At 55.5% G+C, this 25,817-nt stretch carries 23 protein-coding genes; 18 read left to right on the top strand and 5 right to left on the bottom strand.

The annotated features are described in order from the left end of the window. Positions 1-15: 15 nt before the first annotated feature. Positions 16-1,215 carry an MFS transporter gene (locus tag ABRZ26_RS15345; RefSeq protein WP_319605013.1) on the bottom strand — a complete coding sequence of 400 codons (1,200 nt, stop codon included), beginning with the start codon at positions 1,213-1,215 and terminating at the stop codon, positions 16-18. A 596-nt stretch (positions 1,216-1,811) separates the two neighbouring features. Here ABRZ26_RS15345 and yidA point away from each other — a divergent pair. The 4 genes from yidA (at position 1,812) to ABRZ26_RS15365 (ending at position 6,103) form a co-directional block, all read left to right on the top strand. Next, complete coding sequence (gene yidA / locus ABRZ26_RS15350) at positions 1,812-2,627, top strand: sugar-phosphatase (protein ID WP_319605014.1); 816 nt, start codon at positions 1,812-1,814, stop codon at positions 2,625-2,627. Between the two features lie 144 nt (positions 2,628-2,771). Continuing rightward, positions 2,772-3,521 (top strand): class I SAM-dependent DNA methyltransferase, encoded by a 750-nt coding sequence (locus ABRZ26_RS15355; RefSeq protein ID WP_319605015.1) that lies wholly within the window; start codon positions 2,772-2,774, stop codon positions 3,519-3,521. A 330-nt stretch (positions 3,522-3,851) separates the two neighbouring features. After that, complete coding sequence (locus ABRZ26_RS15360) at positions 3,852-5,192, top strand: cytochrome P450 (RefSeq protein ID WP_319605016.1); 1,341 nt, start codon at positions 3,852-3,854, stop codon at positions 5,190-5,192. A 2-nt stretch (positions 5,193-5,194) separates the two neighbouring features. Then, complete coding sequence (locus ABRZ26_RS15365; RefSeq protein WP_319605017.1) at positions 5,195-6,103, top strand: sulfotransferase domain-containing protein; 909 nt, start codon at positions 5,195-5,197, stop codon at positions 6,101-6,103. 121 nt (positions 6,104-6,224) lie between these two features. On the opposite strand, the gene ABRZ26_RS15370 is transcribed toward ABRZ26_RS15365, so the two are convergent. Further along, positions 6,225-7,115: a LysR family transcriptional regulator gene (locus tag ABRZ26_RS15370; RefSeq protein ID WP_319605018.1), complete on the bottom strand. Its 891-nt coding sequence runs from the start codon at positions 7,113-7,115 to the stop codon at positions 6,225-6,227. A 141-nt stretch (positions 7,116-7,256) separates the two neighbouring features. On the opposite strand from ABRZ26_RS15370, the gene ABRZ26_RS15375 reads away from it, so the two are divergent. From ABRZ26_RS15375 to ABRZ26_RS15405, 7 genes are read left to right on the top strand one after another with little or no spacing between them, the layout of a single operon-like run. Beyond that, positions 7,257-8,807 (top strand): ABC transporter substrate-binding protein, encoded by a 1,551-nt coding sequence (locus tag ABRZ26_RS15375; RefSeq protein ID WP_319605019.1) that lies wholly within the window; start codon positions 7,257-7,259, stop codon positions 8,805-8,807. 18 nt (positions 8,808-8,825) lie between these two features. Beyond that, positions 8,826-9,710: a dihydrodipicolinate synthase family protein gene (locus ABRZ26_RS15380; RefSeq protein ID WP_319605020.1), complete on the top strand. Its 885-nt coding sequence runs from the start codon at positions 8,826-8,828 to the stop codon at positions 9,708-9,710. A gap of 36 nt (positions 9,711-9,746) precedes the next feature. Next, the gene (locus ABRZ26_RS15385) at positions 9,747-10,700 is read left to right on the top strand and encodes a nucleoside hydrolase (protein WP_319605021.1); all 954 of its coding nucleotides are present in this window, start codon (positions 9,747-9,749) and stop codon (positions 10,698-10,700) included. A gap of 1 nt (position 10,701) precedes the next feature. Beyond that, positions 10,702-11,655 carry a nucleoside hydrolase gene (locus ABRZ26_RS15390; RefSeq protein ID WP_319605022.1) on the top strand — a complete coding sequence of 318 codons (954 nt, stop codon included), beginning with the start codon at positions 10,702-10,704 and terminating at the stop codon, positions 11,653-11,655. After that, positions 11,655-12,629 (top strand): ABC transporter permease, encoded by a 975-nt coding sequence (locus ABRZ26_RS15395; RefSeq protein WP_319605023.1) that lies wholly within the window; start codon positions 11,655-11,657, stop codon positions 12,627-12,629. The genes ABRZ26_RS15390 and ABRZ26_RS15395 overlap by 1 nt, the downstream gene beginning before the upstream one ends. Next, positions 12,629-13,540, top strand: coding sequence for an ABC transporter permease (locus ABRZ26_RS15400; protein ID WP_319605024.1), 912 nt, complete (start codon positions 12,629-12,631; stop codon positions 13,538-13,540). Before ABRZ26_RS15395 ends, ABRZ26_RS15400 begins: the two co-directional genes overlap by 1 nt. 10 nt (positions 13,541-13,550) lie before the next feature. Next, positions 13,551-15,365 (top strand): ABC transporter ATP-binding protein, encoded by a 1,815-nt coding sequence (locus ABRZ26_RS15405; protein WP_319605025.1) that lies wholly within the window; start codon positions 13,551-13,553, stop codon positions 15,363-15,365. A gap of 92 nt (positions 15,366-15,457) precedes the next feature. On the opposite strand, the gene ssuD is transcribed toward ABRZ26_RS15405, so the two are convergent. Both ssuD and ABRZ26_RS15415 read right to left on the bottom strand, forming a co-directional pair. Beyond that, the gene (ssuD, locus tag ABRZ26_RS15410; RefSeq protein WP_319605026.1) at positions 15,458-16,597 is read right to left on the bottom strand and encodes an FMNH2-dependent alkanesulfonate monooxygenase; all 1,140 of its coding nucleotides are present in this window, start codon (positions 16,595-16,597) and stop codon (positions 15,458-15,460) included. A 45-nt stretch (positions 16,598-16,642) separates the two neighbouring features. Further along, positions 16,643-17,665 carry a sulfonate ABC transporter substrate-binding protein gene (locus ABRZ26_RS15415; protein ID WP_319605027.1) on the bottom strand — a complete coding sequence of 341 codons (1,023 nt, stop codon included), beginning with the start codon at positions 17,663-17,665 and terminating at the stop codon, positions 16,643-16,645. Between the two features lie 496 nt (positions 17,666-18,161). Between ABRZ26_RS15415 and dgoR the strand changes: the two genes are divergently transcribed. From dgoR to ABRZ26_RS15445, 6 genes are all read left to right on the top strand, one after another. Beyond that, entirely contained in the window at positions 18,162-18,860 is a 699-nt protein-coding gene (dgoR, locus tag ABRZ26_RS15420) for a D-galactonate utilization transcriptional regulator DgoR (RefSeq protein WP_319605109.1), read from the top strand. Further along, on the top strand, positions 18,857-19,753 hold the full coding sequence (locus tag ABRZ26_RS15425) for a 2-dehydro-3-deoxygalactonokinase (RefSeq protein ID WP_319605029.1): 897 nt from the start codon (positions 18,857-18,859) through the stop codon (positions 19,751-19,753). The genes dgoR and ABRZ26_RS15425 overlap by 4 nt, the downstream gene beginning before the upstream one ends. After that, positions 19,737-20,354 carry a 2-dehydro-3-deoxy-6-phosphogalactonate aldolase gene (locus tag ABRZ26_RS15430; protein WP_319605030.1) on the top strand — a complete coding sequence of 206 codons (618 nt, stop codon included), beginning with the start codon at positions 19,737-19,739 and terminating at the stop codon, positions 20,352-20,354. The genes ABRZ26_RS15425 and ABRZ26_RS15430 overlap by 17 nt, the downstream gene beginning before the upstream one ends. Next, positions 20,351-21,499: a galactonate dehydratase gene (gene dgoD, locus ABRZ26_RS15435; RefSeq protein WP_319605031.1), complete on the top strand. Its 1,149-nt coding sequence runs from the start codon at positions 20,351-20,353 to the stop codon at positions 21,497-21,499. Before ABRZ26_RS15430 ends, dgoD begins: the two co-directional genes overlap by 4 nt. Positions 21,500-21,622: 123 nt before the next feature. Next, positions 21,623-22,933: an MFS transporter gene (locus tag ABRZ26_RS15440; protein ID WP_319605032.1), complete on the top strand. Its 1,311-nt coding sequence runs from the start codon at positions 21,623-21,625 to the stop codon at positions 22,931-22,933. A 21-nt stretch (positions 22,934-22,954) separates the two neighbouring features. Continuing rightward, positions 22,955-23,887, top strand: a complete 933-nt coding sequence (locus ABRZ26_RS15445) for a 2-hydroxyacid dehydrogenase (protein WP_319605033.1) — start codon at positions 22,955-22,957, stop codon at positions 23,885-23,887. A 125-nt stretch (positions 23,888-24,012) separates the two neighbouring features. Here ABRZ26_RS15445 and bhsA read toward each other — a convergent pair whose 3' ends face one another. Then, positions 24,013-24,270, bottom strand: a complete 258-nt coding sequence (bhsA, locus tag ABRZ26_RS15450) for a multiple stress resistance protein BhsA (protein WP_319605034.1) — start codon at positions 24,268-24,270, stop codon at positions 24,013-24,015. A gap of 234 nt (positions 24,271-24,504) precedes the next feature. On the opposite strand from bhsA, the gene ABRZ26_RS15455 reads away from it, so the two are divergent. Beyond that, complete coding sequence (locus ABRZ26_RS15455; protein WP_319605035.1) at positions 24,505-25,791, top strand: YidR family protein; 1,287 nt, start codon at positions 24,505-24,507, stop codon at positions 25,789-25,791. Positions 25,792-25,817 lie beyond the last annotated feature (26 nt).

Genomic DNA, 25,817 nt, shown 5'->3' on the forward strand with positions numbered 1-25,817 from the left:
CCGGTCAGACGAGGGTTATGCCGCCGAGATAGCCCGCTGCTTGCCGCTGCGCAGTTCCTGTCGCAGAGTGATCAGCGCGGTGATCAGCATAAAAATCACCGCCGACCAGAAAATGGCCTGCGGATGGCCGTGGTCCAGTAACCAACCGAACAGCACCGGGCCTGCCGCGCCGCCGATATTAAAGCCGGTGGAGACAATGCCGAACACGCGCCCTTCGGCGCCGGCGGGAGAGGCCGCCCGCACCAGCATGTCGCGCGAAGGCGCAATCATGCCGGACAGAAAGCCGGCGGCGGCCAGCAGTGGAATCAATACCGCAACGGGCAGCGGGTAGAGGGCGACCAGGGTGATTAATCCCGCGGTTATCGCTAATGCCGCGGTTGCCACCAGCCCATGACGCCGGGTCTTGTCCGCCAGCGCGCCGCCTGCCAGTACGCCGAAGGCGCTGGAAAACAGAAAGGATGTCAGCACGATATTGGCCTGCGACAACGGCAGGTCATAACCCGTCACAAACGCCGTCACCGAAAAGTTTTGGATCGACGAGGTACTCAGGTTTAGCAGCAGGAATAGCGCCAACAGCGCCATGATGGGCAGGGTAAAAACCGCGACGCGGCGTTGTTTGCCTGATTGCGCGCCAGCCTGTGCGCCGGTCTGACGCGGGAGCGGTTGGTCGCGCCCGGTTAACAGCAGGGGAACCGTCAGCAGCCCGAGCGCGCCGGCCACGATAAATGCGCTGTCGGTCCCCGCGAAAGCGGCGACCGCCAGCAAGATCCCAGGGGCGATGGCGGTACCGAAGAAGCCGGAGAAGGTATGAATCGAGAACGCCCGTCCCATGCGTTTTTCATCGATTCCACGCGACAACAGCGCGTAATCGGCGGGATGATAGACCGCATTCGCCACCCCGGCCAGCGCCATCGCCGCCACCAGCCAGACGTAGCTGCTTGAAAAGCTCAGGGACAAAAAGCACAGACTGCCGAGCGTCAGTCCGGCGGTCAGGGTACGGCGGGCGCCAATGCGGTCAACCATAAAACCGATGGGCGTTTGTACGCAGGCGGAGACAATGTTGAACACGCTTAGCGCGAAACCCAGTTCGACGAAGCTGATATCCCGCTGTTCGGAGAGCAGCGGGATAAGGGCGGGCAGCACCATCATGTGAAAATGGCTCACCAGGTGGGCAACGGAAATTTGAGCCAGCAGGGGCAGCTTGATTCGTTTCATTGTTTGTCGTCAGCAGGCGGTGGTGGATTGACGAGTCTGTCTTCTCGTGAAAGGCTTGCGCAGCAAGCAGGCGTCGTTCCTGAGGCAGCTCAGGCATAAGAGTACCATAATGTTCATATTATTAGCGTTCAATCTTTTTATCGCCGCCGGTTATCCCTGCCGGCGGATGATTGCAACGGGATAGAGGCCGGCAGCGATCGCCGGCCTGCGTTGACGCGGGATCAGGCGAGTCTGAACACCTGGACGTTCTGCGCCAGCGCACGGGCGGCGCAGACCGCTTTTATGGAATGAGAAAGCAAATATATTTCAAGGTACGGTAAATCACGCCGCATTCGGGCGTCCTCCCATTCCTCTGCATAATTTTCCCCCCGAATCAAAAGCAAAAAAACCAAGAATAAGTCGAAGGACAGAATGCATAGGGTCTTTAAAGATTGCCTGCTTTGTGGATAAGGGACAGCGGGTAAGGGCGAAGCCGCTCAGGCGGCGGTTAATGGCTTTGCCGGTGTTGCCCAATAGGCTTCAGCACGTTGCATTTCACGGGCTTTCATAGCTGAATCGCGTTAGCATAAAAGCAGTCATCTGCTGCTGGAAAAACTATGTCTATTAAACTAATCGCTATTGATATGGATGGGACGCTGCTGACGCCCCAGAACCAAATTTCGCCTGCGGTAAAATCCGCTATTGCCGCCGCCCGGGCAAAAGGCGTCCAGGTGGTGTTGGCTACCGGCCGCCCGTTTATTGGCGTGGCCCCTTACCTGGCCGAGCTGGATTTACGGCAGGAGGGGTGTTACTGCATCACGAACAACGGCGCGCTGGTGCAACGCGCCGCCGACGGCGAGTGCGTGGCGCAAACCACGCTCAGCTTTGACGACTATCTCTACTTCGAGGCGCTGGCGCGCAAGCTCAACGTGCATTTCCACGCGTTGGACTTCAATTTCGTCTATACCGCCAATAAGGATATCAGCGCCTATACCGTTCATGAGTCGAACCTGACCGGCATGCCGTTGAAGTATCGCGCGGTGGAAGAGATGGATCGCAATCTGAGGTTTCCGAAGTTGATGATGATCGATGAGCCGCCGGTGCTGGATCGGGCGATCGCCCAGATCCCCCCGGAAGCGTTCGAGCATTACACCCTGATGAAGAGCGCCGAGTTTTATCTGGAAATTCTGGATAAGCGGGTCAACAAAGGCGAGGGCGTAAAAATGCTGGCCGAACATCTGCATATTCCCCGTGAAAGCATCATGACGATGGGCGATCAGGAAAACGATCTGGCGATGATTAACTATGCCGGGACCGGCGTCGCGATGGGTAATGCCATTGATAAAGTGAAAGAGGCCAGCCAGTTCATCACCAAAACCAACGCGGAGGATGGCGTGGCTTACGCGATTGAGAAGTTTGTTCTCAACGCCTGAGCCTCTTCTTATTCGAACCGACCAGGTAAAGTAGGATGGTGTGCATCCGGTGGCTGCGCCGATATCCAGCATATTATGCCGAGAGAATCTCGGCGCGGAATAGCGGTCACTGCGTTTTAAACCATAAAGACTAAGGCGGCCTTCATGCAAGATAGCGCGAAAACCCGTTACGATTCGTTTGCCGAGTTCTATGATTCCTGGCACGACCGGTGGCCAGCCAATGCTAAAGCGTATTGCGTCGACACGCTCGCAGAATTGGCTAACGACCAGCCAGTGCTTGAACTGGGCGTTGGCACCGGCAGAATCGCCTTACCTTTATCTCTGAAAGGGTTGCACGTTTCCGGCGTGGATAATTCGATCAAAATGCTCGATAAACTGCGCGCAAAACCAGGGGGCGATCGTATTTCCACCGTTTGCGCAAATTTTGCCGATGTTCCTGTCGACGGACCGTTCGGCCTGATTTACGTGGTGCTGTCATTTGGCTACTTACTTACCCAAGAAGAGCAACTGGGCTGTTTTATCAATGCGAGCAAGAAGTTAACCGAGGATGGCTCGTTCGTCATTCAAACGGTGATACCGAAAAGCTCGATATTTAACGGCGCAGGCAGTATTGACGATCTGTTTGACGTTCCGTCGACGGACGATGCCGAGACTGTGATGTTGCTTGGTTCAAAAACCAACCTGGAGCGGCAGGTCATCGACCAGCGAGTTATCGTACTGAACGAAACGGGAACACAGGTATATTCCCATAAACTTAGGTATGTATGGCCGTCTGAATTGGATCTCATGGCTCGGATCGCCGGGCTGAAACTGCACGCCCGCTGGAGCAACTGGCGCCGGGAACCGTTTACCTCGCAAAGCCCGAGTCAAATCTCCGTTTATAAGCACGGGTGACTTGATGTCGCTATGGGCGGCAATTAGGTTGATTTCTGCTATTGGGGTTGATCGGGAAACGATGATTTGATAGCTTAAATTTTGTGCCGAATATGGACACAAAGTAGCCGACTTAATTTAACGAAAGGAGATTATAATGAAGGGAATAATTTGTGCGTTGGCAAATTTTTCACGCGTTATTCGTGGTCAGAAGTTAGGTTACATCTATACGTATTAACGGTTTACTCATCATATAAGGGGAGTTTGACTCCCCTTTATTTTATCAGAAGGAAGAGAAGCATCCTATTCCGGAGGAATAACCGCCGGATTATTAAAGGAGAACAATGAGTTATGGATAACGGCAACAATGTCCCTCCCGGGCCGAGAGGCAAATTTTTTACCGGTAACCTGGCTGTTTTTTCCAACAATCCGTTGGATTTCCTGTTGATGTGTTCACGCGAGTACGGGGATGTCGTTCGTATCGCCAAGTTTACCTATCTGGTTAACCACCCGGAACTTATCGAGCAGGTCTTTCACGACAAAAACGGGCTATTCGAGAAAGTCGTCCCAGGCGTCGAGCGAAAAAATCATTCTGCTTTCCCCGATGCGGTAATGAACAGTTCCGGGGCCGACTGGCAAATCAAGCGGCGTAAGCTGCAACCGGCCTTTCATAAGACGCTGATCCGTGAAAATATAGCGCAGACCGCATCCATCGCCACTCGATTTCTCCACGCCTGGCGCCGTAACCCTTCTGTACGCGATATCCGCCAAGAGATGGCGCAATTGTCTATGGAAGTCGGTAGCCGGTTCCTTTTCGGGATGGCGGTCAATAATGATGAAATGCGGCAAATAGCGCACATGGTGGAAGTCGTGATGGCGCTGACGCGCAACCAAATTCGCTTCCCGCTTTTTATTCCCACGAGAAATAACCTTCGTTTGCGTCAGGCGCGCCGCGACCTGGATCAGGTAATGAGCCGTATTATCGAACGATATCGATGCACGATAACCAGTCAGACTTGCCTGCTGGGCATGCTGCTGGAGGAAGATGAAAGCGGGAATTCAGCGTGGATACGTGACGAATTGGCCACCATGATCATGTCTGGTCTTGAACCAATGGCGGATGCGTTAACCTGGACATGCTATCTGTTGGCTCTTCACCCCGAGGTTAGCCAAAAATTATTTGACGAAGCCGAGGCCGTTCTCGGCGGGCAGGGCGGCATATCGGCCGATAATATTTTAACGCTGCGGTATACGGAAGCGGCGGTTAAAGAAGCGTTGCGCTTATATCCGCCAGCATGGATGACCGGGCGAACCGTGGTTCGCGATTGTACTTTCGGCGGCTATCAGGCTTTGGCCGGTGTGACTCTGACTGTCAGTCAGTGGGTTACGCACCGTGATCCGCGTTATTTCGCGCGTCCTGATGAGTACTGTCCCGAACGGTGGCTGACGGACAATTTTGCCGCGACGTTACCCAAATACGCGTACTTTCCATTTGGCGGCGGCGCGCGTAAATGTATCGGCAATTACCTGACGATGACGCAAATGATCACGATCGTCGCATCGATTGTTCACGGATTCGATATACGGTTAACGTCGGACACAACGGTTCAACCCTATCCGGCCTTGGTATTACGCCCTTTGGGGGTACGAATGTCGGTAGCGCCGAGAATGTCATCAATCAAAAGGAGCTGAACATGAATGAGATCCGTTTTCCCGTTAAAACGGGGGAATACGAAAACCGTTTTTTCGATTCGACGATATGGAATGATTTTGTGTATCGTGATGACGATGTCGTCATTGCGAGTTATGCCAAGGCGGGTACAACGCTCGTGCAGCAAATTGTCGCTCAACTTATTTTCAACGGAAAGGAAGACGTCGAAATATCGAAGATATCCCCCTGGCTTGATTCCGTTTATCCCGATAAGGCAACCAAGTTAAACCTGGTTGAATCCCAAACCCACCGTCGTTTTCTAAAAACGCACCTGCCGGTGGGGTCGCTCGTATTTTCCCCGCGGGCAAAGTACATTTACATATGTCGTGATGGTCGCGATATCGTCTGGAGCCTCTATGATCATCAGTCAGCCCTTAGGCAAGAAACGCAGACAGAGCTGAACGCCAACGGGGAGAAGCCAGGACGCCTGAGGGTGATGGCTCCGCCCCAGGCATTGATCGTCGATTATTTTACCGACTGGCTTAATCAGGACGGCCACCCGTTCTGGCCGTTTTGGGAGGGCATTCGTTCGTGGTGGTCAATACGCCATTTGCCGAATGTGCTCATCGTTCATTTTGCGAATCTGATTGAGGATATGCCCGGTGAAATTCGACGGATCGCGAAGTTTCTCGATACACCCATTGATGAATCGCAGTGGGAAGCGATAATACGCCATTGCAGTTTCGATTATATGAAAACGCATGCCGCCAGATACGTTCCTCTGGGTACGGGTCTATGGAAGGAAGGGGGCAAGGCCTTTTTCAGTAAAGGGAAAAACGCGCGTTGGCAGGACGTTCTCCCGACTGAACTCAGTGATCAATACCAACGGCGGGCAGTGAAAGAACTGGGCGAAGATTGCGCCCGCTGGCTGGCAACGGGAAAATCGCGCTAAAAAAAAACTCTCCCGACGCCACAACGTATGGTTATTTCCAGTCGGTATATTTCGTCATTCATTATTCAATAATAGCAATTATAAATAATTAAGATGAATATAAGTAGCGTCCTAATTTATTTTAACGTAAACAGTCCGCTATTTTTTCTTTCATCACCTCGGTAACGTGATTGACTAACCGGCTTCTGGGAATTTGCGGCGGATAAACCGCGCAGTACGCCATTTTTATATTGGGATGAAAAGGTTTAACAATAACCGGCGAGGAACTATTCAATGCTGAAATAAAGTCCACGACGCCGATACCGATATTCTTTGCCGCCAGCGCGCAGCTGTTGGCCATCGAGGTTTCAATCGGATTATGCAAATAGCCGATTTCGTTTCTGATCGACATATCGATTTGCGCCCGTAACGGCGTGGTTCTGCCCGGCAGAATGGCGCGGTAACGGGTTAAATCGGCAATGGTAATCTGCTTCGCTTTCGCCAGAGGATGCGCTATCGACAGTACGGCTACGGCGCTGGCTTCACCTAGCGCTTCGGCCTCCAGACCTTTGTTGCCCATCTGTCCAAAGATAAAGCCTACGTCGTAGTGGTTAGCCGTAATGGCCTCGGTGATGTGGCTTGTACTTTCTATATCTAAAAACAAAGAGATATCCGCATATTCCTTGATTAAGGCGGGGAGCATGTCTTCCGAACAGAGCTGCGATAACGCCTGGACCGAGGCAATACGCAGCACGCTGCCTTTGGCGTGACGGATTTCATCGGCAATAAGGGCGATGTGATCCAACCCCAGATAAAGGCGATTTACTTCCCGGTATAGCTTCATCGCTTCGGCGCGGGGAATAAGGCCCCGCCCGTCCCGGTCGAACAGTTTCAGGTGCAGGGCGTCTTCAAAATCCCGAATTAGCCGGCTTACCGCTGGTTGGGTAATGTGCATCATGTTGGCGGCAGCCGTGATCCCGCCGGTAAGAATGACTTTGTGAAAAGCTTCAACCTGACGGGGATTGATACGCATATTGTCCACTCCGAAACATAATATTTGGTTATCAATTCAACACAAAATGTAATTTTTATTTGTTTAGTCTAACGCATAGACTCCAGAAATATAATATTTTATCTACGACATATATCTGCCATGGAATAGCGGGGGTGGTGAATGAAACAAGCAACAAAGGTATTATTTTTCGCGTTTTTATTTTCAACTTCACCTTTGGTTTTTAGCGCCGATTTGAATATTGGTTTGGCGACATCCACCACGTCAATGGATCCTCAGTTTTATGTAGGCGGACAAAATAGCGCAATGGCGCGTAATATTTTTGACGGTTTAGTTTCTCAGGATGAAAAGCAACAAATTTCTCCTGCTTTGGCCGTATCGTGGAAGATTATTGACGATAAAACCTGGGAGTTTTCATTACGGTCAGGCGTGAAGTTTCATGACGGCAGTGATTTTACCGCTAATGATGTCATTGCCAGTATCAAACGCGTCGCGCTGGCATCAAAAAACAGCCCGAGCTCTTACGCGCCTTACGTCAACGACATTGCCGATGTCGAGGCGATCGACCCGTTAACGGTGCGCATCACCACCAAAGCGCCCGCCCCCTTGCTGTTGAATAACTTAAGCCGGGTTTCTATTTTGCCAGCCCGTGTTGAAACGGTGCCGACGGAAACGCTGAACGCCGGGAAAGACGTGATTGGAACCGGACCTTTCAAATTTGTTTCCTGGGTGCCTGATGACCGGGTGGTTCTGGCGCGTAACGACGATTACTGGGGAGGAAAAGCCGAATGGGACAAGGTTACCGTTCGCGTATTTAAAAACAGCAGCGCCCGCGTAGCCGCTCTTTTATCCGGCGATGTGGACATGATCGAAAGCGTTCCTACGGCCGACAGCCGTAATATTCTAAAAAATAGCCAGTTACATACGATTTCAACACCAGGGAACCGTATTATTTATCTGCATATGGACCAACAACGCGACGTATCGCCGTTCGCCAAAGGTCCTGATGGCAAAAATCCATTATTAAAAAAAGAAGTCCGCCAGGCGATGTCTTTAGCGCTTAATCGTCAGGCTATCGTCGACCGTGTTATGGACGGACAGGCCACCCCGGCTTCCCAGTTGGTGCCTAAAGGGTATTTCGGCTACTCCGCTTCCATTCCGGCGCCGGTTTACAACCCGGATAAAGCCAGGCAGCAATTGGCGGCGGCGGGTTATCCCGACGGCTTTACGCTGACGTTCCATGCTTCAAACGATCGTTATCCCAATGACGCGAAAATCGCGCAGGCCATCGGTCAGATGTTTACCCGCATCGGCATAAAAACCGACGTTGTGACGATGCCGGGCAGTGTGTACTTTTCGCGCGCGGCCCGCCTTGAGTTCAGTTTGATCATGGGCGGCGCCGCCATCGAAACCGGGGAAGCGTCCGGCGTGCTGGGGCCGTTGCTGGAGACCTTCGGTCCCAATGGCGGGCAGGGCAACCGCGGTCGTTATTCCAATCCCGCATTCGATAAAGCGCTGCTGGAAGCTCGCACGACCTTGGATAGCGCGCGGCGGGAAGCGCTCTTGGCTGAGGCGATGAATATCGGTATGAACGATCAGGGCGTGATTCCGGTGATGTTCCTGTCCAACACCTGGGCGATGAAAAAGCAGTACACCTACGTGGGTCGCTCCGACGCCTACACGCTGCCCTATTTTGTTCGCTCCGTTCACTAACGGCTAAAGAGGATCGGCATGAGCGCATTCAGCGGCGTTTTTCCCTATCTGGTATCGCCGGTCAAGCCCGACGGTCAGGTTGACCGGGCGGTATTGACCCGGCTGACGGAACATCTTATCGGCTGCGGCGTTCACGGCCTGGTGCCGCTGGGCAGCACCGGCGAGTTCGCCTATCTTTCCGCCGCGCAGCGGGAAGAGGTGGTCAGAACGGTGATCGACGCCGCCCGCGGCCGCGTGCCGGTGATCGCCGGCGTCGCCTCGACGACGATTCGGGACGCGCAAGAACAGACCCGGCGCTATTGCGAGCTGGGCGCCGACGGCATTCTCGCGGTACTGGAAGCCTATTTTCCGCTCCAGGACAGCGGCGTGGAAAGTTACTTCCGCGCCGTTGCGGACGCGGCGCACAATAAACCGGTGGTGCTCTACACCAATCCCCAGTTTCAGCGCTCCGATCTTAGCCTGCCGGTGATTGAGCGGCTGAGCCATGTCGATAACATCCGCTATATCAAAGACGCTTCCACCAATACCGGACGTTTACTGTCCATCATTGAACGTACCCGCGGCCGGATGGAGGTTTTCTCCGCCTCTGCTCATATTCCCGCCTGCGTGATGCTGATTGGCGGCGTCGGCTGGATGGCCGGCCCGGCCTGTATTGTTCCCAAACAGAGCATCGCCCTGTACGAGGCCGCCCGTTCGGGCGACTGGGTAACGGCGATGGCTCTCCAGCGTCCGTTGTGGCGCATCAATGAAATCTTCGCCCGGTATTCCATTGCCGGCTGTATTAAAGCGGCGCTGCAATTGCAGGGATTCGATGTGGGCGATCCGTTGCCGCCGCAGGCGGCGCTGGACGAGCGGGCGCGCCGGGAGATCGCCGACGTTCTGGCCTCCGTCGATGCTTTATAATGCGTAATGAAGTCTGAAAAAGAGAAAGAGCGCCGAATGCTTGCCGTACCGATTATTATTGATTGCGATCCGGGCATTGATGACGCCATCGCGCTGTTGAGCGCCTTTGTTTCGCCAGAGCTGGATATTCTCGGCATTTGCGCGGTATGCGGCAATCAACCGCTGGAGCGCACGGTGCGCAACGCCTTGCAGATTAGCGAACTGGGTCGGCGGACGGACATTCCCGTTTATGCGGGCTGTCATCGCCCTCTTTTCCGCGATCCTATTCACGGGCAGTTTCACGGCAAAAGCGGCCTGGGGAACACGGTCTTGCCCGAGCCGCGGAAGCAGGCCGAGTCTCAGCATGCGGTGAGCTTTATCATTGAGCAGTGCGAAAAAGCCGCCGCCGCCGGCAGGCCGCTCACCCTGTGTACGCTGGGGCCGTTAACCAATCTGGCGACGGCGTTGATTATGAAACCGGCGATTGCCGGCGGCATCGCGCGCATCGTGATGATGGGCGGGGCTTACCGGGAAGCCGGCAATCGCAGTCTGACGTCAGAATTCAATATGCTGGCCGACCCTCACGCGGCGCATGTGGTGTTTTCTTCATCCATCCCCATTGTCGCGCTGCCGTTGGATGCTTCTCACCAGGTGATCCTGACGCCGGAACATGTTGCGCGCTTTATCGCGCTTTCCGGGCGGATTTCCGCGCCGCTGGGGGAGATGATGGCGTTCTGGGATCGTAACGATATTCGCCGTTACGGTTCGCGCGGCGGGCCGTTGCACGATCCGTTGGTTATCGCCTGGTTACTGGCGCCGGACTGTTTCAACAGCGAAAAAGCGCGGGTTTACATTGAGCATGAAAGCGAGCTTTGCCTGGGGCAGACCGTCGCCGACTGGTATGGCAAGACCGACGGGCAGCCCAATGTGGATGTGGTGACGAAAGTGGATGCCGAACGGGTTTTCGAACTGTTTGCCGAACGTCTGAATCGCTATCAAGGGCAAGCCTGATATGGTCAGAGAACGCATTATTATCGATACCGATCCCGGTGTGGATGATGCCATCGCCATCTGGCTGGCGATGGCGGCGCCGGAGCTGGACATCCTCGGCATCACGGTCGTGGCGGGCAACGTACCGCTTGAAGATACGCTGGTTAACGCCTGCAAGGTGGTCGGGCTGACCGGCAGACGCGACGTGCCGGTTTTCGCCGGCGCGGCCGGGCCGCTGGTGCGCGAGCAGGTCTACGGAAAATACGCGCATATCGGGGCATTCTCATCTGAACTGGTGCCGGATTCATCTTTCCGCCCGGAGCAGGAGCACGCGGTCGATTTTCTGGTGCGCACGGCGCGTCAGGCCGCGGCGGACAACAATCCCATCACTCTGTGCGCGCTGGGGCCGTTGACCAACCTGGCTTTGGCGTTGCGTCATCACCCCGATGTCGCCCGTGGCATCAAACAGATTGTGACCATGAGCGGCGCCTTTAGCGCATTGGGAAATCGCGTACCCTGGGCGGACTTTAACGTTTATGCCGATCCCCATGCGGCGGCGATCGTTTTTTCCGCCGGCGTTCCCGTGGTGATTATGCCGCTGGATATGACCTTTCAGGCGTTGATTCAGCGGCAACAGGTTGATGACCTGGCGCGTCGCGGCGGCGCGCCAGGCGTGGCGCTGGCGGCGCTGTTACGCCGCTTCGATCGCAATGAGGTGGCGCGTTTCGGCCGGGAGGGCGGCCCCGTTCACGACGCCACCGTGGTGGCGTGGCTGCTCAGGCCGACATTGTTTAACGGCGTCGACGCCGCCGTCGGGGTGGAAGTGTCCGGACCTACGGCGGGTTATGTGTTCGCCGATTTTTATCATAAGCTCGCCCAGCCCGCCAACGCGCTGGTGATGCGGGATATCGACGAGCAGGGTTTCCTGTCGTTGCTTGCCGACTACCTGAGCCGCTATGGTTCTGAGGACAGTTGATGATTGCCTACCTGCTAAGCCGTGTCGGACAGACGCTATTGACGCTGATCGTTATGTCGGTGCTGGTGTTCGTCGGGGTTTATCTGGTGGGCAATCCGGTGGATATGTTGCTGGGGGCGACGGCGACGCCCGCCGAAAGACTGGCGGTGATCCAGTCTTTCGGTTTGGATAAGCCGGTCTGGGAGCAGTACGGATTATTCGTGCTGAATGCCTTGCAGGGCGACATGGGGAAATCCTTTATCTTTAACCAGCCGGCGCTGACGTTGATTTTTCAGCGTATGCCCGCCACGCTGGAACTGGCGATGACGGCGTTCGTCATCGCGCTGGCGCTGGGTATTCCGCTGGGGATCTATGCCGGCCTGCGGCCGGACAGCGCGGTAGCAAAGTCAATCATGACGTTTTCCATCTTCGGCTTTAGTTTGCCGACCTTCTGGATTGGTCTGGTCATGATCATGTTGTTCAGCGTCAAGCTGGGGCTATTGCCGGCGTCGGGGCGCGGCCAAACCAGCGATTTATTCGGTATTCCCTTCAGCTTCTTAACCAAAGACGGCCTTGAACACCTGATCTTGCCCGCGTTCAATCTGGCGCTGTTTAAAACCTCATTGATTATTCGTTTAATGCGGGCGGGCGTGATCGAGTGTCTGCAACAGGATTATGTGCAGTTCGCCCGCGCCAAAGGGCTATCGGAAACCCGCATTGTGCTGGTGCATGTGCTGCGCAATACCCTGATCCCGCTGATTACCGTGATCGGTCTGGAACTGGGCTCGCTTATCGCGTTTGCCGTGGTTACGGAAACCATTTACGCCTGGCCCGGCATGGGCAAGCTGATTATCGATTCGATAGCCGTGCTGGACAGGCCGGTGATCCTCGCTTACCTGATGATTACCGTGGTGATGTTCAGCGTCATTAACCTGCTGGTCGACCTGCTGTATGTGCTGGTCGATCCCAGGGTTCGGCTGGGAGGGAATCACTGATGTCCGCCAATACGGTACATCAGCGCGCGGCAGGGCGGGAGCGGAACCATTCCGCCTTCATGCTGGCGCTGATCGCGCTGCTCAAAAACAGGCTGGCGCTGTGCGGCCTGATTATACTGGCCGTCTTTATCCTGCTGGCGCTGTTTGCCCCGCTTCTCTCGCCGCAAAATCCTTACGATCTGATGCAGCTCGATATTATGGACGGGCGGTTGCCGCCCGGCTCCGACAGTCTCGGCGGCGCGACCTATTGGCTGGGTACCGACGATCAGGGGCGAGACCTGCTCAGCGCCATTCTTTACGGCACGCGGATCAGCTTGACGGTCGGTTTTTCCAGCGCGGCGCTAGCGCTGCTGATTGGCGCGTCGCTGGGACTGATTAGCGCCTATGCCGGCGGTAAAACGGATGCGGTGATTATGCGTATCGTCGATATTCAGCTCAGTTTCCCGCCGATCCTGATTGCGTTGATTTTGCTGGCGGTGCTGGGGCAAGGCGTCGATAAAATTATTCTGGCGCTGGTGGTGACTCAGTGGGCTTACTACGCGCGCACCATTCGGGGATCGGCGCTGGTCGAACGGCGCCGCAGCTACGTGGATGCGGCGCGCAGCATGGCTTTACCCAATCGACGGATCTTGTTCCGCCATATTTTGCCGAATTGTCTGGCGCCGCTGATTGTGGTGGCGACGATGCGCATCGCCTACGCCATTATGCTGGAGGCGACGCTCTCTTTTCTGGGCATCGGCTTGCCGGTAACCGAACCCTCGCTGGGTTTATTGATCTCAAACGGTTTTGAATATCTGATGTCGGGCGACTACTGGATCAGTTTCTTTCCGGGGCTGACGCTGCTGCTGCTGATTGTGGCGATCAATCTGGTTGGGGATGCGCTGCGCGATATCCTCAATCCACGGCATTAAGGGGGAATGCATGACGTCGCCGGTTATGTCGGTATCGCATCTCACCACGGCTTTTCAGGTGAATGGCGAGTGGATGAATGTGGTGAGCGACCTGTCTTTCACTATCGGCGAGAAAGAGACCGTCGCCGTCGTGGGGGAATCCGGTTCGGGCAAAAGCGTGATGGCGAAATCCATTATGCGGTTGTTGCCTGCCGGGCAGAGTCAGATCGGCGGGGAGATTCATTTCGGCTGCGTCGAATTGCTCTCCTTATCGCCCCGCGAGATGCGGGATGTGCGCGGCAACCGCATCGGCATGATTTTTCAGGAGCCGATGACCAGCCTTAATCCGGTGTTGCCGATTGGTTACCAGATTACCGAGGTGCTGCGCCGCCACCGGGGAATGAATGCCGCGCAGGCGAGGGCGGAGGCCGTTCGCCTGCTGGAAAAGGTGCGCATTCCCGGCGCAAAATCGCGGTTAAATGAGTATCCGCAAAGTTTTTCCGGCGGCATGCGCCAGCGAGTGGTGATCGCCATCGCGCTGGCCTGCAATCCGCGACTGCTGATCGCCGATGAACCGACCACGGCGCTGGATGTCACCATTCAGTCGCAGATACTGGCTTTGATTAAAACCCTTCAGGAAGAGGAAGGGATGTCGGTATTGTTTATTACCCATGATATGGGCGTGGTGGCCGAAGTGTCCGATCGCACGCTGGTGATGTATCAGGGCGAAATGGTGGAGAACGCCGCCACCAGAGAAATTTTTCATCATCCCAAACATCCTTACACCCGCATGTTGCTGTCCGCCGTACCCCGATTGGGGGCCATGTCGGGCAGCGACTTGCCGCAGCGTTTCCCGCTGGTGGATCGCCGTACCGGCGAGCCGCAGCCGATACCGGCGACGGTCGATACCGTTGGCGGCGATCAACCGGTGCTGGCGGTGAAAAATCTGGTGACCCGTTTTGATATCCGCGCCGGTTTTTTCCGGCGTTTGTCCGGACGGGTGCATGCGGTGGAAAACGTTTCTTTCGATCTATGGCCCGGCGAAACCCTGTCGCTGGTCGGCGAGTCGGGTTGTGGAAAATCCACCACCGGCCGGTCAATCATCCGTCTGACTGAAGCAGATAGCGGAGAGATTCTGCTTCAGGGGCAGGATCTGCTGACGGCGGATAAGCACGCTCTGTCCGAGCGCCGTCGGCTCATTCAGATGATATTTCAGGATCCCTACGAAAGCCTGAATCCGAGAATACGGGTGGGCGACGCCATTGCCGAGCCGATGCTGGCGCATGGGTTGGCCGGAGCAAAAGAGGTCCATGCGCGCGTCGGGGAACTGCTGGAGCAGGTCGGTTTACCAGGCTGGATGGCCGGGCGTTTTCCTCACCAGTTTTCCGGCGGACAACGCCAGCGGGTCTGTATCGCCAGAGCGTTGGCGCTGGAACCGAAAATTATCATCGCCGATGAGTCTGTTTCGGCGCTTGATGTTTCCGTCAAGGCGCAGGTGATCAATTTGATGCTGGATTTACAACAGCAACTGGGTCTCTCTTTCCTGTTTATTTCCCATGATATGGCGGTAGTGGAGCGGATAAGCCATCGCGTGGCGGTGATGTATCTGGGCGAGATCGTCGAGATAGGGCCGCGCGCCGCCATCTTCGGCAATCCGCAGCATGAGTATACCCGCCGCCTGATTGCGGCGGTGCCGATCCCCGATCCCGACACCCGGCCGGCGCGCGCCGTGGCGAGCGATGAATTGAAAAGCCCGGTAAGAGCGCCTGATTTTGTCTGTCCGCCGCGGCGCTATCGGGAAGTCTCTCCCGGCCATTTTGTGCAGGTGCGGGAGGACGGCGTCTGATTCGCGGGACAACCGCCCCCGCATACCTTTGCAAAGCGGCGACGCCATTGCCGCATAAGCAAAGGACTCGCCTTTAAACCGAGGCGAACGCCTCAGCTCTGCGACGCTTTTTGCGGAATATAGCGGTTGGCGACGGTTTCTCCGGACGCCTCCACCGCGCGCAGCGGCGTGGGATGCGCCAGATCGAGATGCGGAAACAGCAGTTCGCCGACCCGATAGGCTTCTTCCAGATGCGGATAACCGGAAAGGATAAAGGTATCGATGCCGAGATCGGCGTATTCCTGAATACGCGCCGCCACCGTCGGGCCGTCGCCCACCAGTGCGGTGCCGGCGCCGCCGCGCACCAGTCCCACCCCGGCCCACAGATTCGGGCTGATTTCCAGCTTGTCCTTTTTACCGCCGTGCAGCGCCGCCATCCGCTGTTGTCCGACCGAGTCGAAGCGGGCGAAGGCGGCCTGCGCCGCGGCGATGGTGTCATCGTCCAGATGTGAAATCAGCCGATCGGCGGCCTGCCAGGCTTCCTCGGTGGTTTCCCGCACGATCACATGCAGGCGGATGCCGAAGCGCACCTGACGGCCTTTGGCCTGCGCTCTGGCGCGCACCGCGTCCAGCTTTTCCTTCACCTGCGCCGGCGGCTCGCCCCAGGTGAGATAAAGATCGACCTGGTCGGCCGCCAGATCCTGCGCCGCCTCGGACGATCCGCCGAAGTAGAGCGGCGGGCGCGGCTGCTGCACCGGAGGATAAATCAGTTTCGCGCCTTTCACCTGGAGATGCTTGCCGTCAAAGTCGACGGCTTCCCCTTCCAGCAGCCGGCGCCAGATCTGAGTGAATTCGGCGGATGCCTCATAACGTTCTTCATGATCCAGAAACAACCCTTCGGCGGCCAGCTCTTCCGGATCGCCGCCGGTGACCAGGTTGAACAGCGCGCGGCCGTTCGACAGTCGATCGAGCGTGGCGGCCTGGCGCGCGGCAAGGGTCGGCGAGATGATGCCGGGACGCAGCGCGACCAGAAATTTCAGCCGCTGCGTCACCGGGATTAATGACGCGGCAACCAGCCAGGAGTCCTCGCAGGAGCGGCCGGTGGGCAGCAAGACGCCGCCGAATCCCTGCTGCTCGGCGGCCTGCGCCACCTGTTGCAGATAACCGTGGTCCACATGGCGCGCGCCTTCCGAACTGCCGAGGTAGCGGCCGTCGCCGTGGGTGGGTAAAAACCAGAATACGTTAAGGCTCATTGCATTATCTCCAGGGTTAGGTCGATTTTTCCGGACTACCCGGCATCAATGTGATTGGGACTGAGGCCGCCAGACGCGTTGCGCGACATCCACTTTCACCGGCACCAGTTTGTTTTCATAGAACAGGTCGGCGGTATATTGCTGGGCTTCGATCGTGTCGGCATCCAGCGGTTTGATGGAGGAAGGCGGACGGTGGCTGAGCGCGGTCTCAATCACCTTTTCCGGCAGACCGACCGCGTTCGCCAGCAGCCTGATGCTCTGCGCGCGATCGCTTTGCGTCAGCGCATCGGCCTGGGTCAACACCTCCAGTACCTGACCGATAAAAGCGCCGTATTTTTCGGTATAGGGGCGGGCCGCCAGATAGAAGGAGCCGGTCTTGTTCAGACCGGTGCCGTCGGCCAGCACCCGGACGCCGCCCTGTAATAAGGCGGCGGAGTAATAGGGATCCCAGATGGCCCAGGCGTCGACGTTGCCTTGCTGAAAGGCGGCGCGCGCATCGGCCGGGGTGAGATAGGCGGGCTTGATATCGGTAAATTTAAGACCGGCCTTTTGCAATGCGCGCAACAACAGGTTGTGCGAACTGGAGCCTTTCTGGAAGGCGACTTTATGACCTTTCAGATCGGCGACGGTTTTGATGGGGCTCTCTTCCGGCACCAGAATCACTTCAACCAGCGGTTTGGGCGGCTCCACGCCGACGTACAGCAGGTCGGCGCCGGCGGCCTGGGCGAAAATGGGCGGAATATCGCCGGTACTGCCCAGATCGATACTGCCGACGTTAAGCGCCTCCAGCATTTGCGGGCCGGCCGGAAATTCAATCCAGCTGATTCTGGTCTGCGGAAAGCGTTTCTCCAGCAACTGATGGGATTTGGCCAGCACCAGCGGAACGGACCCTTTTTGATAGCCGATGCGAAACTGCGCCGGCGCGGCATCCTGCGCCTGGGCGATGCCCGTCAATAGCGCGCTGAAAGCGACCGCCGCCGCCAGCCAGCGGCGCAGTACATTGTGTAAGCCTGATTGACGTTGATGTGATGTTCCCAAGCTTGGCGCTTTCGTTGAATCCTTCATCATGAATATCACCTGTACCTAGACCACTTATAACCAAAAGTTAAAATGAAGTGATGTTTTGCAACATTGAGGTGATAAACATAACAGGCCTTGCGCGGATTTTTTAAATCTCAATTTTTGGTTTCGAAAGTTAAAAAGGGAAAAAGAAAAGGGATGCAGGCGGCTGACAACGCGGCCGTATGGTCGGTCATCCGCACTTCCTTTCCCGAATCACCAGCGACGGCATCCTCGTCTTCTCTCTGAAACGCCTCCTGCCGGCTTGCGCCTCCTGCGCGGGTCGACCATCTGTAAAAATCTGTCGAGAGTATTTATTGATATTTTGTTAAATTGCCGATTTTGTGATCCAGATTGTAGTACTAAATATATATGTAGTACTACAATCACTCGCAAGAAGAAGCACTGGTGATGAATATTGTGCAGCACTTCAGCGACGTTCGGCGGCGCGGCGGGTAAAGTAGCCGTGAGAGGGACCAACCTGTTTTTATTCGCTGAGGTGACGATGAACAAACATGAACTAAGCAAAACCGACCGCATCATTCTGGCTATGGGTCAACAGATTGTTAGCGGTAAGTACGCGCCGGGCGCGCCTTTACCGGCGGAAGCGGAACTGTGTGAAGAGTTCCAGACTTCGCGCAACATTATTCGCGAAGTTTTCCGCGCGCTGATGGCGAAACGCCTGATCGAGGTTAAACGCTATCGCGGCGCATTCGTCGCGCCGCGCAACCAGTGGAACTACCTGGATACGGACGTCTTGCAATGGGTGCTGAGCAGCGATTATGACCCGCGCCTGATTGGGGCGATGAGCGAAGTGCGCAACCTGGTTGAACCGGCTATCGCCCGCTGGGCGGCGGAACGGGCGACCTCCAGCGAACTGGCGGTGATTGAACAGGCGCTGAACGACATGATTACGCACCACCAGGATCGTGATGCGTTTAATGAAGCGGATATCCGTTTTCACGAGGCGGTGCTGGCATCGGTGCATAACCCGGTGTTGCAGCAGTTGAGTGTGGCCATCAGCTCGTTGCAACGGGCGGTATTTGAACGCACCTATATGCCGGATAACGAAAATATGCCGCGAACATTGCGTGAACACCAGGATCTTTATGATGCCATCCGGCATCAGGACGTTGAAGCAGCGGAACGGGCGGCGTTGGGCATGATCGCCAGTTCGACCAAACGGTTAAAGGATATTACATGAATGACGGTTATATCGCGATTGACTGGGGATCAACCAATCTGCGCGCCTGGCTTTATCTGGACGGCGTCTGTGTCGATGCGACGCGCTCCGAAGCAGGGGTAACGCGTTTAAACGGCCAGACGGCGCAACAGGTTTTTCAGCACACGGTCGCGCCCTGGCGGCGACATGACGTGCCGGTGGTGATGGCCGGGATGGTCGGCAGCAACGCGGGTTGGCTGTCGGCGCCCTACCTGCCGTGTCCGACCCGCCTGACGGAGGTGGCGCGCCGCTTAACCCGCGTCGAGGCGGCGAAACCGCTGGCGGCCTGGATCGTTCCCGGTCTGAGCATTGAACGGGCAGATAACTGCAACGTGATGCGCGGCGAGGAAACGCAACTGATCGGCGCCTATCGAGAATGTCCGTCATCGATCTATCTGATGCCGGGTACGCACTCGAAGTGGGTGTTGGCCGATGGCGACACCGTGACCGATTTTCGCACGGTAATGACCGGCGAACTTCATCACCTGCTGATAAAGCAGTCGTTGATCGGCGTCGGCATCGGCGAGCAGCGGTCGGCTCCCGACGTGTTTCAGCGCGGGCTGGAGCTGGGGTTCGCCGATGAAAATATCCTCCGTTGCCTGTTTGAGACCCGTGCGGCGCACGTACTGGGACGGCTGGAAAAAAGCGCCGTCGGCGACTGGTTATCCGGGCTGCTGATTGGCAATGAAGTCGCACAAATGCAGCGTCAGTATCAGATCGCCGCCGGCGCGAGCGTCACCATTATCGGTAATCCGGCGCTTGGCGCGCGTTACCAACAGGCCTTGCACCAGGCCGGGCTGCGCTTTCAGTCGCTCGATGGCGACCAGGCTTTTCAGGCAGGCATAAGGAGTATTGTGAATGAGTTGGCATACTGATCTTCCCTTAATCGCCATTCTGCGCGGCATTACGCCGGAAGAGGTGGTGGAACATGTCGCCGCGTTGCTGGAGGCCGGTTTTGATACGGTGGAAATTCCGCTGAACTCGCCGCAGCCTTACCGCAGCATTCAACTGACGGTTGAGCATTTCGGCGGCCGGGCGCTGATCGGCGCGGGTACGGTGCTAAAGCCGCAACAGGTCGATGAACTGAAGGATATCGGCGGCAAACTGGTGGTGACGCCGAGCACCAACCCGGCGGTGATCCGTCGCGCGGTTGAGTATGGCATGACGGTTTGTCCCGGCTGCGCGACGGCGACGGAGGCGTTTGGCGCATTGGATGCCGGCGCCCAGGCGTTGAAAATTTTCCCTTCCGTCTCTTTTGGTCCCGGCTACATCAAAGCGCTGAAGGCGGTGTTGCCCGCCGACATCCCGGTGTTTGCCGTCGGGGGCGTGACGCCGGCGAATCTGGCGGATTACCTTGGCGCCGGCTGTATCGGCGCCGGGCTGGGCGGCGATCTTTACCGCGCCGGCCAGTCTGTTGATGTGACTGCACGACAAGCGCATGCATTTGTTAAAGCTTATAAGGATGCTGTTCAATGAAAATTACCAAACTGACGACCTACCGATTGCCGCCGCGCTGGATGTTTCTGAAAATTGAAACGGACGAAGGCATCGTCGGCTGGGGCGAGCCCGTGATTGAAGGACGGGCGCGCACGGTGGAAGCCGCCGTGCATGAGCTTGCCGATTATCTGATTGGTCAGGATCCGGCGCGGATAAACGATATCTGGCAAGTGCTTTACCGTGCCGGTTTTTATCGCGGCGGCCCGATTCTGATGAGCGCCATCGCCGGTATCGATCAGGCATTATGGGATATCAAGGGTAAGGCGCTGGGCGTGCCGGTTTATCAACTGCTGGGCGGTCTGGTGCGGGATAAAATCAAGGCTTATAGCTGGGTGGGCGGCGATCGTCCCGCGGAGGTGATTGCCGGGATCAATAAACTGACCGAGATTGGCTTTGATACCTTCAAGCTCAATGGCTGTGAAGAAATGGGCATCATTGATAACTCGCGCAAAGTCGACGCCACGGTGGCGGTGGTGGCGGAAATTCGTGAAGCGTTCGGCAATCGTATTGAGTTCGGGCTGGATTTCCACGGGCGTGTTGATGCGCCGATGGCGAAAATCCTGATCAAGGAGCTGGAGCCTTATCGCCCGCTCTTTATTGAAGAGCCGGTTTTGGCCGAACAAGCCGAATATTATCCGCGGCTGGCCGCCCAAACGCATCTGCCGATTGCGGCCGGCGAACGGATGTTCTCGCGTTTTGATTTCAAACGCGTGCTGGCGGACGGCGGTCTGGCGATTATTCAGCCTGATTTATCCCACGCGGGCGGCATTACCGAATGCTTTAAAATCGCCGCGATGGCGGAAGCCTATGATGTGGCGCTGGCGCCGCACTGCCCGCTGGGACCGATTGCGTTGGCCGCGTGTTTACACCTGGATTTTGTTTCCCGCAACGCGGTATTCCAGGAGCAAAGCATGGGCATTCATTATAATAAAGGCGCGGAACTGCTGGACTATGTGGTGAATAAAGAGGACTTCGCCATGACCGACGGCCATTTTTATCCATTAAATAAACCGGGGTTGGGTGTGGAAATTAATGAAGAACTGGTGATAGAACGCAGTAAAAATGCGCCGGACTGGCGTAACCCGGTATGGCGTTATCCTGATGGCGCGGTAGCTGAATGGTAACAGGGAATATTAATAACACGTAGTTAATAACAATTAAATTTATTTTAATGGTCACTGTGTATTCAGTGGCACGGCCTGTTATTGCTGTAATACTGAATACCCTATTATTTGAGGTAATAAATAATGACTGCCGATCTGTACTCTTCAACCCTCAAGCAACTTAATGCGAAAATAATACCATTTATAATCATCTGTTATTTTGTCGCTAATTTGGATAAAACCAATATATCCATCGCCGCATTACAAATGAATGCCGATCTGGGCCTGTCCGCCAGTATGTATGGACTCGGCGTGGGAATGTTTTATATTTCTTATATTATATTTGAAGTACCCAGTAATATCTTAATGACCAAAGTCGGGGCGCGCATCTGGATTGCCCGCATTATGATAACCTGGGGAATCGTCAGCGCCGGTATGTCATTTATACAAAGCGCCAATCAATTGTATGTGATGCGCTTTCTATTAGGCATGGCGGAAGCCGGGTTTACGCCGGGGATCATTTATTATATCTCTTGCTGGTTCCCGAAAAGTAACCGCGCGCGGGCCATGTCGTTCTTTTATATGGGTTCTGTGCTGGCTTCGGTTATTGGCTTGCCGATTTCAGGCAGTATCCTGAATATGCATGGGATCGCCGATATCGCCGGGTGGCGCTGGCTATTCGCCATTGAGGGGATCCCTGCGGTGATCCTGGGTTGCCTGGTTCTGTGGCGTTTGCCGGATACGCCGGAACATGCCGACTGGCTGAGCCAATCGCAGAAAAACTGGTTAACGACCCAGTTGAAAAAAGACAATGCCGGCGTTGAGGTAGGGAAAACGCATTCATGGGGCAGCGCATTAAGAAATAAAACCGTATTGCTGCTGAGCGTGGTTTGGTTCTTGCAGGCATTCGGTTCTATTGGCATTACGCTCTTCCTGCCGCTGATTATAAAAAGCGTCGTAACGGATCAGAGTAATTTCATTATCGGCGTGTTATCGGCCGTACCCTTTATTTTCGCTACGATCTTTATGTATTTGAATGGGCGTCACTCCGATCTGACTAAAGAACGGTCATTACATATGGGGCTGCCGCTTATTCTTTCCGGGCTATTGCTGGCGGCGTCTATTTATACCAGCAACCTGTTTGTCGCTTATATTCTTCTGGTGCTGACGGTCGGCTTTAACTTTGCATTAACCCCGATATTTTGGGCCGTCACGACAGAAAAATTGGCGGGCGTGGCGGCGGCGGCGTCAATTGCGTTTATTAATGCGATTGCTAACTTCGCCGGCCTGGGGTTGCCTCCTATTCTGGGAAGAATAAAGGATGCGACAAACAGTTATGAATATGGATTGTTGATTGTCGCGGCGGCGTTAATCATCGGGGGAATTATCGGCATTATTATTGCCCGTCCCGGTAAATCGGTTGGTCGGAAAGAGTCGGTCTCTTCACTCTCGTAGTTTTAAGGATAAAGGTTAATTATGAAACATAAAATATTAAAGCAGGCATCGCTACCGGCACAGTTGGATGAAGAGCTGAATGCGCTGTATGACGTGTATGAAAGCGCCGCCTTGTCGCCAGCCGAATTCTCGCAGTTGGCGTCGGAGTTTCGCGTTGTGATCACCAACGGCGAAGCGGTAGTGACGCGGGATTTTATTAACGCCTTGCCTAATCTGGCGCTGATCGCGGTTTTCGGCGTAGGTTATGACGGCGTGGATGTGGCGGCGGCGAAAGAGAGAGGTATTGCGGTGACGCATACGCCCGGCGTATTGACCGACGATGTCGCCGATCTGGCGCTGGGACTGTTGCTGGCGACGTCCAGACAGATCGTGGACGCGCAAAACTTCATTCAGCAAGGCGGCTGGAAACAGCAATCCTATCGGTGGACGCGGAAAGTCTCCGGTTCGACGCTGGGGATTATCGGCCTGGGCAGAATCGGCCGGGCGGTGGCGCAACGCGCAGCCGGCTTTGATTTAACCATCGCCTATACCGACCGTCAGCCGGTGAGCGATGTGGATTTCGCTTTTTATCCGACGGTCGAAGCGTTAGCGGCCGCCAGTGATTATCTGTTGGTATGCACGCCGGGCGGCTCGGATACCCACTGCCTGGTCAATCGCGATGTATTGCGCGCATTGGGATCGGATGGGATGCTGATTAATATTTCTCGCGGCTCGGTGGTGGATGAGCAGGCGCTGGTCGAGGCGATCGAACAGGGAACGATTGCCGGCGCGGGTCTGGATGTCTTTGCCCATGAACCCAATGTGCCGGCAGGATTGCTGGGGAAACCGAATGTGGTCGTCACGCCGCATATGGCCAGTGCGACCTGGTCGACGCGCAGAGAGATGTCGCGTCTGGTGATGGAAAACGTCAACGCCTGGTTTGCCGGACAACCGTTGGTGACGCCCGTTCCTTAAGTTAATTACGATAAAAAACGGGTTCTGCGGTTAATGCCGTAGAACCCGTTTATCTTTTTAAAGAACCGGATTGCCCAGAGGGACAATCCGGAGAGGGCAGATGAATCTGTATGGTAGCCAACGGATTAATTATAAATTACCGCTGAACCGCGCAGTTGGTCGCCACCGGATGCTGAAGTAATGGTAAAGGCTTTGGCGCCGGCCTTGTCCGCTTTTTCAGCCAGTTGCGTTTTCAGCGAGTCCAGATCCAGTGCCGTAGCGGTAACCACACCCACTTTTTCCAATCCCTGAGCCTGCTGCGCAGAGACATAATCGGCAGCGGAAGCGCCAAAAGAAAGGGTAGCGAGTACAACGGCGGCGGCGATGGTTTTTACGTTTTTCATAATGTTTTATCCTGTTCTTAATGAGTGAATGAAAGGTCATCTCCTTTCGATGTAAATAAGGTTACGCCGATGTTGATCCATTAAAAATCTAATGTTTCTGATGGCTATGTTCAGTTTTTTTGAATGAGTAAGGCTTTACTTGTTGCTATTTTTTAAATGTAAAACAAATGCTTATACATAAAACTGAAATATATTTACAATATATTGAAATTTGTTAATTTTTGGGGTGATATCTTGCATGATGAGAATCAGTTAACATTTAGTGCTAACGGACACCAAATTACCAATATTAATGTCTGGTCATGCGATGGGGGCTGGCTGGTTTATGACGTTCGTCCGCAAGGCTCTTCGTTTACCGGGACGACGATTGAGCGGGTCAACATTCATAATCGGGAAAGCGAGGTGATTTATCAGGCCGGAGAGGGCGCGCATGTCGGCGTCGTAACCTGTAGCCCGGTGGCGCCGCTACGCTATGTGTTTATCCACGGCCCGGAAAATCCCGATAGCCGCTGGCGGTATGATTTCCATCACCGCCGGGGCGTGATAGTCAATGATAGCGCGCGTGACGGCGCGATAACGCTGGATGCGCTTTCGATTACGCCGCCTTATCAGGCGGGAGCGCTGCGCGGAGGTTCGCACGTCCATGTCTTCAGCCCGGACGGCAGTCGCCTGAGCTTTACCTATAACGATCATGTGCTGCATGAGTACGATCCGTCGCTGGATTTACGCAATGTCGGCGTTGCCGTGCCGCTGCGTCCGGTGTCGATCGTGAAACAGCATCCTCGCGAGTATGACGGCAGCCATTACTGCGTGCTGGTCAGCCGCACCACGCCGCATCCCCGACCTGGCAGCGACGACATAAATCGCGCCTACGAAGAGGGCTGGGTCGGTTCGGCCGGCTACCGTCGACAAGATGGCACGCGGCAGCGTTGGGCGCTGGCCTTTATTGGCGATACGCAATCGGCCGACGGAGAGAAAGTTCCTGAAGCGTTCCTTGTCGATTTACCCGAGCAGTCGGCCGATTATGCCAGAGAGGGCGATGCGCCGCTGGCGGGTACGTCGACGACGCTGCCGGCTCCGCCTTTGGGCGTGCAACAGCGGCGGTTGACGTTTACCCATCATCGTCGTTATCCCGGCCTGGTGAATCAGCCCCGTCACTGGTTGCGCGCCTCGCCGGACGGCGGCGAGATTGCCTTTTTGATGAAAGACGATGCGGGGGTTGTGCAACTGTGGTCGGTTTCGCCCAACGGCGGCGAGCCCCGGCAGATTACGCATACTGAATCCGGTATTCAGTCAGCTTTTAACTGGCATCCGCATGACCGTCAATTAGCGTTTGTTTGTGATAACAGCATCATGTTGTGCGATGCCGACAGCGGGAAATTAGTTCGCCAGACCGCTCGCACGGCAAAGGCGCCCAGCGCGGATGCGGTGGTGTTCGCTCCGGACGGGCGGCATATCGCTTATATGCGGGAAATAGACGGTTTTAATCAGATCTTTGTCGTGGCGGTCACGCCAAGCTGAGCGCGCTTTGTAAAAGCGGGCATGGC

Source organism: Brenneria sp. L4-2C (genome assembly GCF_040240335.1).
In the GTDB taxonomy this organism is placed as follows: domain Bacteria; phylum Pseudomonadota; class Gammaproteobacteria; order Enterobacterales; family Enterobacteriaceae; genus Brenneria.

What these genes read in the sequence shown, in the direction of transcription:
- ABRZ26_RS15360 (WP_319605016.1), top strand. Translation starts at nt 3,852, where the DNA reads ATGGATAACGGCAACAATGTCCCTCCCGGGCCGAGAGGCAAATTTTTT.
- ABRZ26_RS15440 (WP_319605032.1), top strand. Translation starts at nt 21,623, where the DNA reads ATGACTGCCGATCTGTACTCTTCAACCCTCAAGCAACTTAATGCGAAA.
- ABRZ26_RS15375 (WP_319605019.1), top strand. Translation starts at nt 7,257, where the DNA reads ATGAAACAAGCAACAAAGGTATTATTTTTCGCGTTTTTATTTTCAACT.
- ABRZ26_RS15425 (WP_319605029.1), top strand. Translation starts at nt 18,857, where the DNA reads ATGAATGACGGTTATATCGCGATTGACTGGGGATCAACCAATCTGCGC.
- ABRZ26_RS15390 (WP_319605022.1), top strand. Translation starts at nt 10,702, where the DNA reads ATGGTCAGAGAACGCATTATTATCGATACCGATCCCGGTGTGGATGAT.
- bhsA (WP_319605034.1), bottom strand. Translation starts at nt 24,270, where the DNA reads ATGAAAAACGTAAAAACCATCGCCGCCGCCGTTGTACTCGCTACCCTT.
- dgoD (WP_319605031.1), top strand. Translation starts at nt 20,351, where the DNA reads ATGAAAATTACCAAACTGACGACCTACCGATTGCCGCCGCGCTGGATG.
- ABRZ26_RS15445 (WP_319605033.1), top strand. Translation starts at nt 22,955, where the DNA reads ATGAAACATAAAATATTAAAGCAGGCATCGCTACCGGCACAGTTGGAT.
- ABRZ26_RS15370 (WP_319605018.1), bottom strand. Translation starts at nt 7,115, where the DNA reads ATGCGTATCAATCCCCGTCAGGTTGAAGCTTTTCACAAAGTCATTCTT.
- ABRZ26_RS15400 (WP_319605024.1), top strand. Translation starts at nt 12,629, where the DNA reads ATGTCCGCCAATACGGTACATCAGCGCGCGGCAGGGCGGGAGCGGAAC.
- ABRZ26_RS15415 (WP_319605027.1), bottom strand. Translation starts at nt 17,665, where the DNA reads ATGATGAAGGATTCAACGAAAGCGCCAAGCTTGGGAACATCACATCAA.
- ABRZ26_RS15430 (WP_319605030.1), top strand. Translation starts at nt 19,737, where the DNA reads ATGAGTTGGCATACTGATCTTCCCTTAATCGCCATTCTGCGCGGCATT.
- yidA (WP_319605014.1), top strand. Translation starts at nt 1,812, where the DNA reads ATGTCTATTAAACTAATCGCTATTGATATGGATGGGACGCTGCTGACG.
- ABRZ26_RS15385 (WP_319605021.1), top strand. Translation starts at nt 9,747, where the DNA reads ATGCTTGCCGTACCGATTATTATTGATTGCGATCCGGGCATTGATGAC.
- ABRZ26_RS15365 (WP_319605017.1), top strand. Translation starts at nt 5,195, where the DNA reads ATGAATGAGATCCGTTTTCCCGTTAAAACGGGGGAATACGAAAACCGT.
- dgoR (WP_319605109.1), top strand. Translation starts at nt 18,162, where the DNA reads ATGAACAAACATGAACTAAGCAAAACCGACCGCATCATTCTGGCTATG.
- ssuD (WP_319605026.1), bottom strand. Translation starts at nt 16,597, where the DNA reads ATGAGCCTTAACGTATTCTGGTTTTTACCCACCCACGGCGACGGCCGC.
- ABRZ26_RS15395 (WP_319605023.1), top strand. Translation starts at nt 11,655, where the DNA reads ATGATTGCCTACCTGCTAAGCCGTGTCGGACAGACGCTATTGACGCTG.
- ABRZ26_RS15355 (WP_319605015.1), top strand. Translation starts at nt 2,772, where the DNA reads ATGCAAGATAGCGCGAAAACCCGTTACGATTCGTTTGCCGAGTTCTAT.
- ABRZ26_RS15405 (WP_319605025.1), top strand. Translation starts at nt 13,551, where the DNA reads ATGACGTCGCCGGTTATGTCGGTATCGCATCTCACCACGGCTTTTCAG.
- ABRZ26_RS15380 (WP_319605020.1), top strand. Translation starts at nt 8,826, where the DNA reads ATGAGCGCATTCAGCGGCGTTTTTCCCTATCTGGTATCGCCGGTCAAG.
- ABRZ26_RS15345 (WP_319605013.1), bottom strand. Translation starts at nt 1,215, where the DNA reads ATGAAACGAATCAAGCTGCCCCTGCTGGCTCAAATTTCCGTTGCCCAC.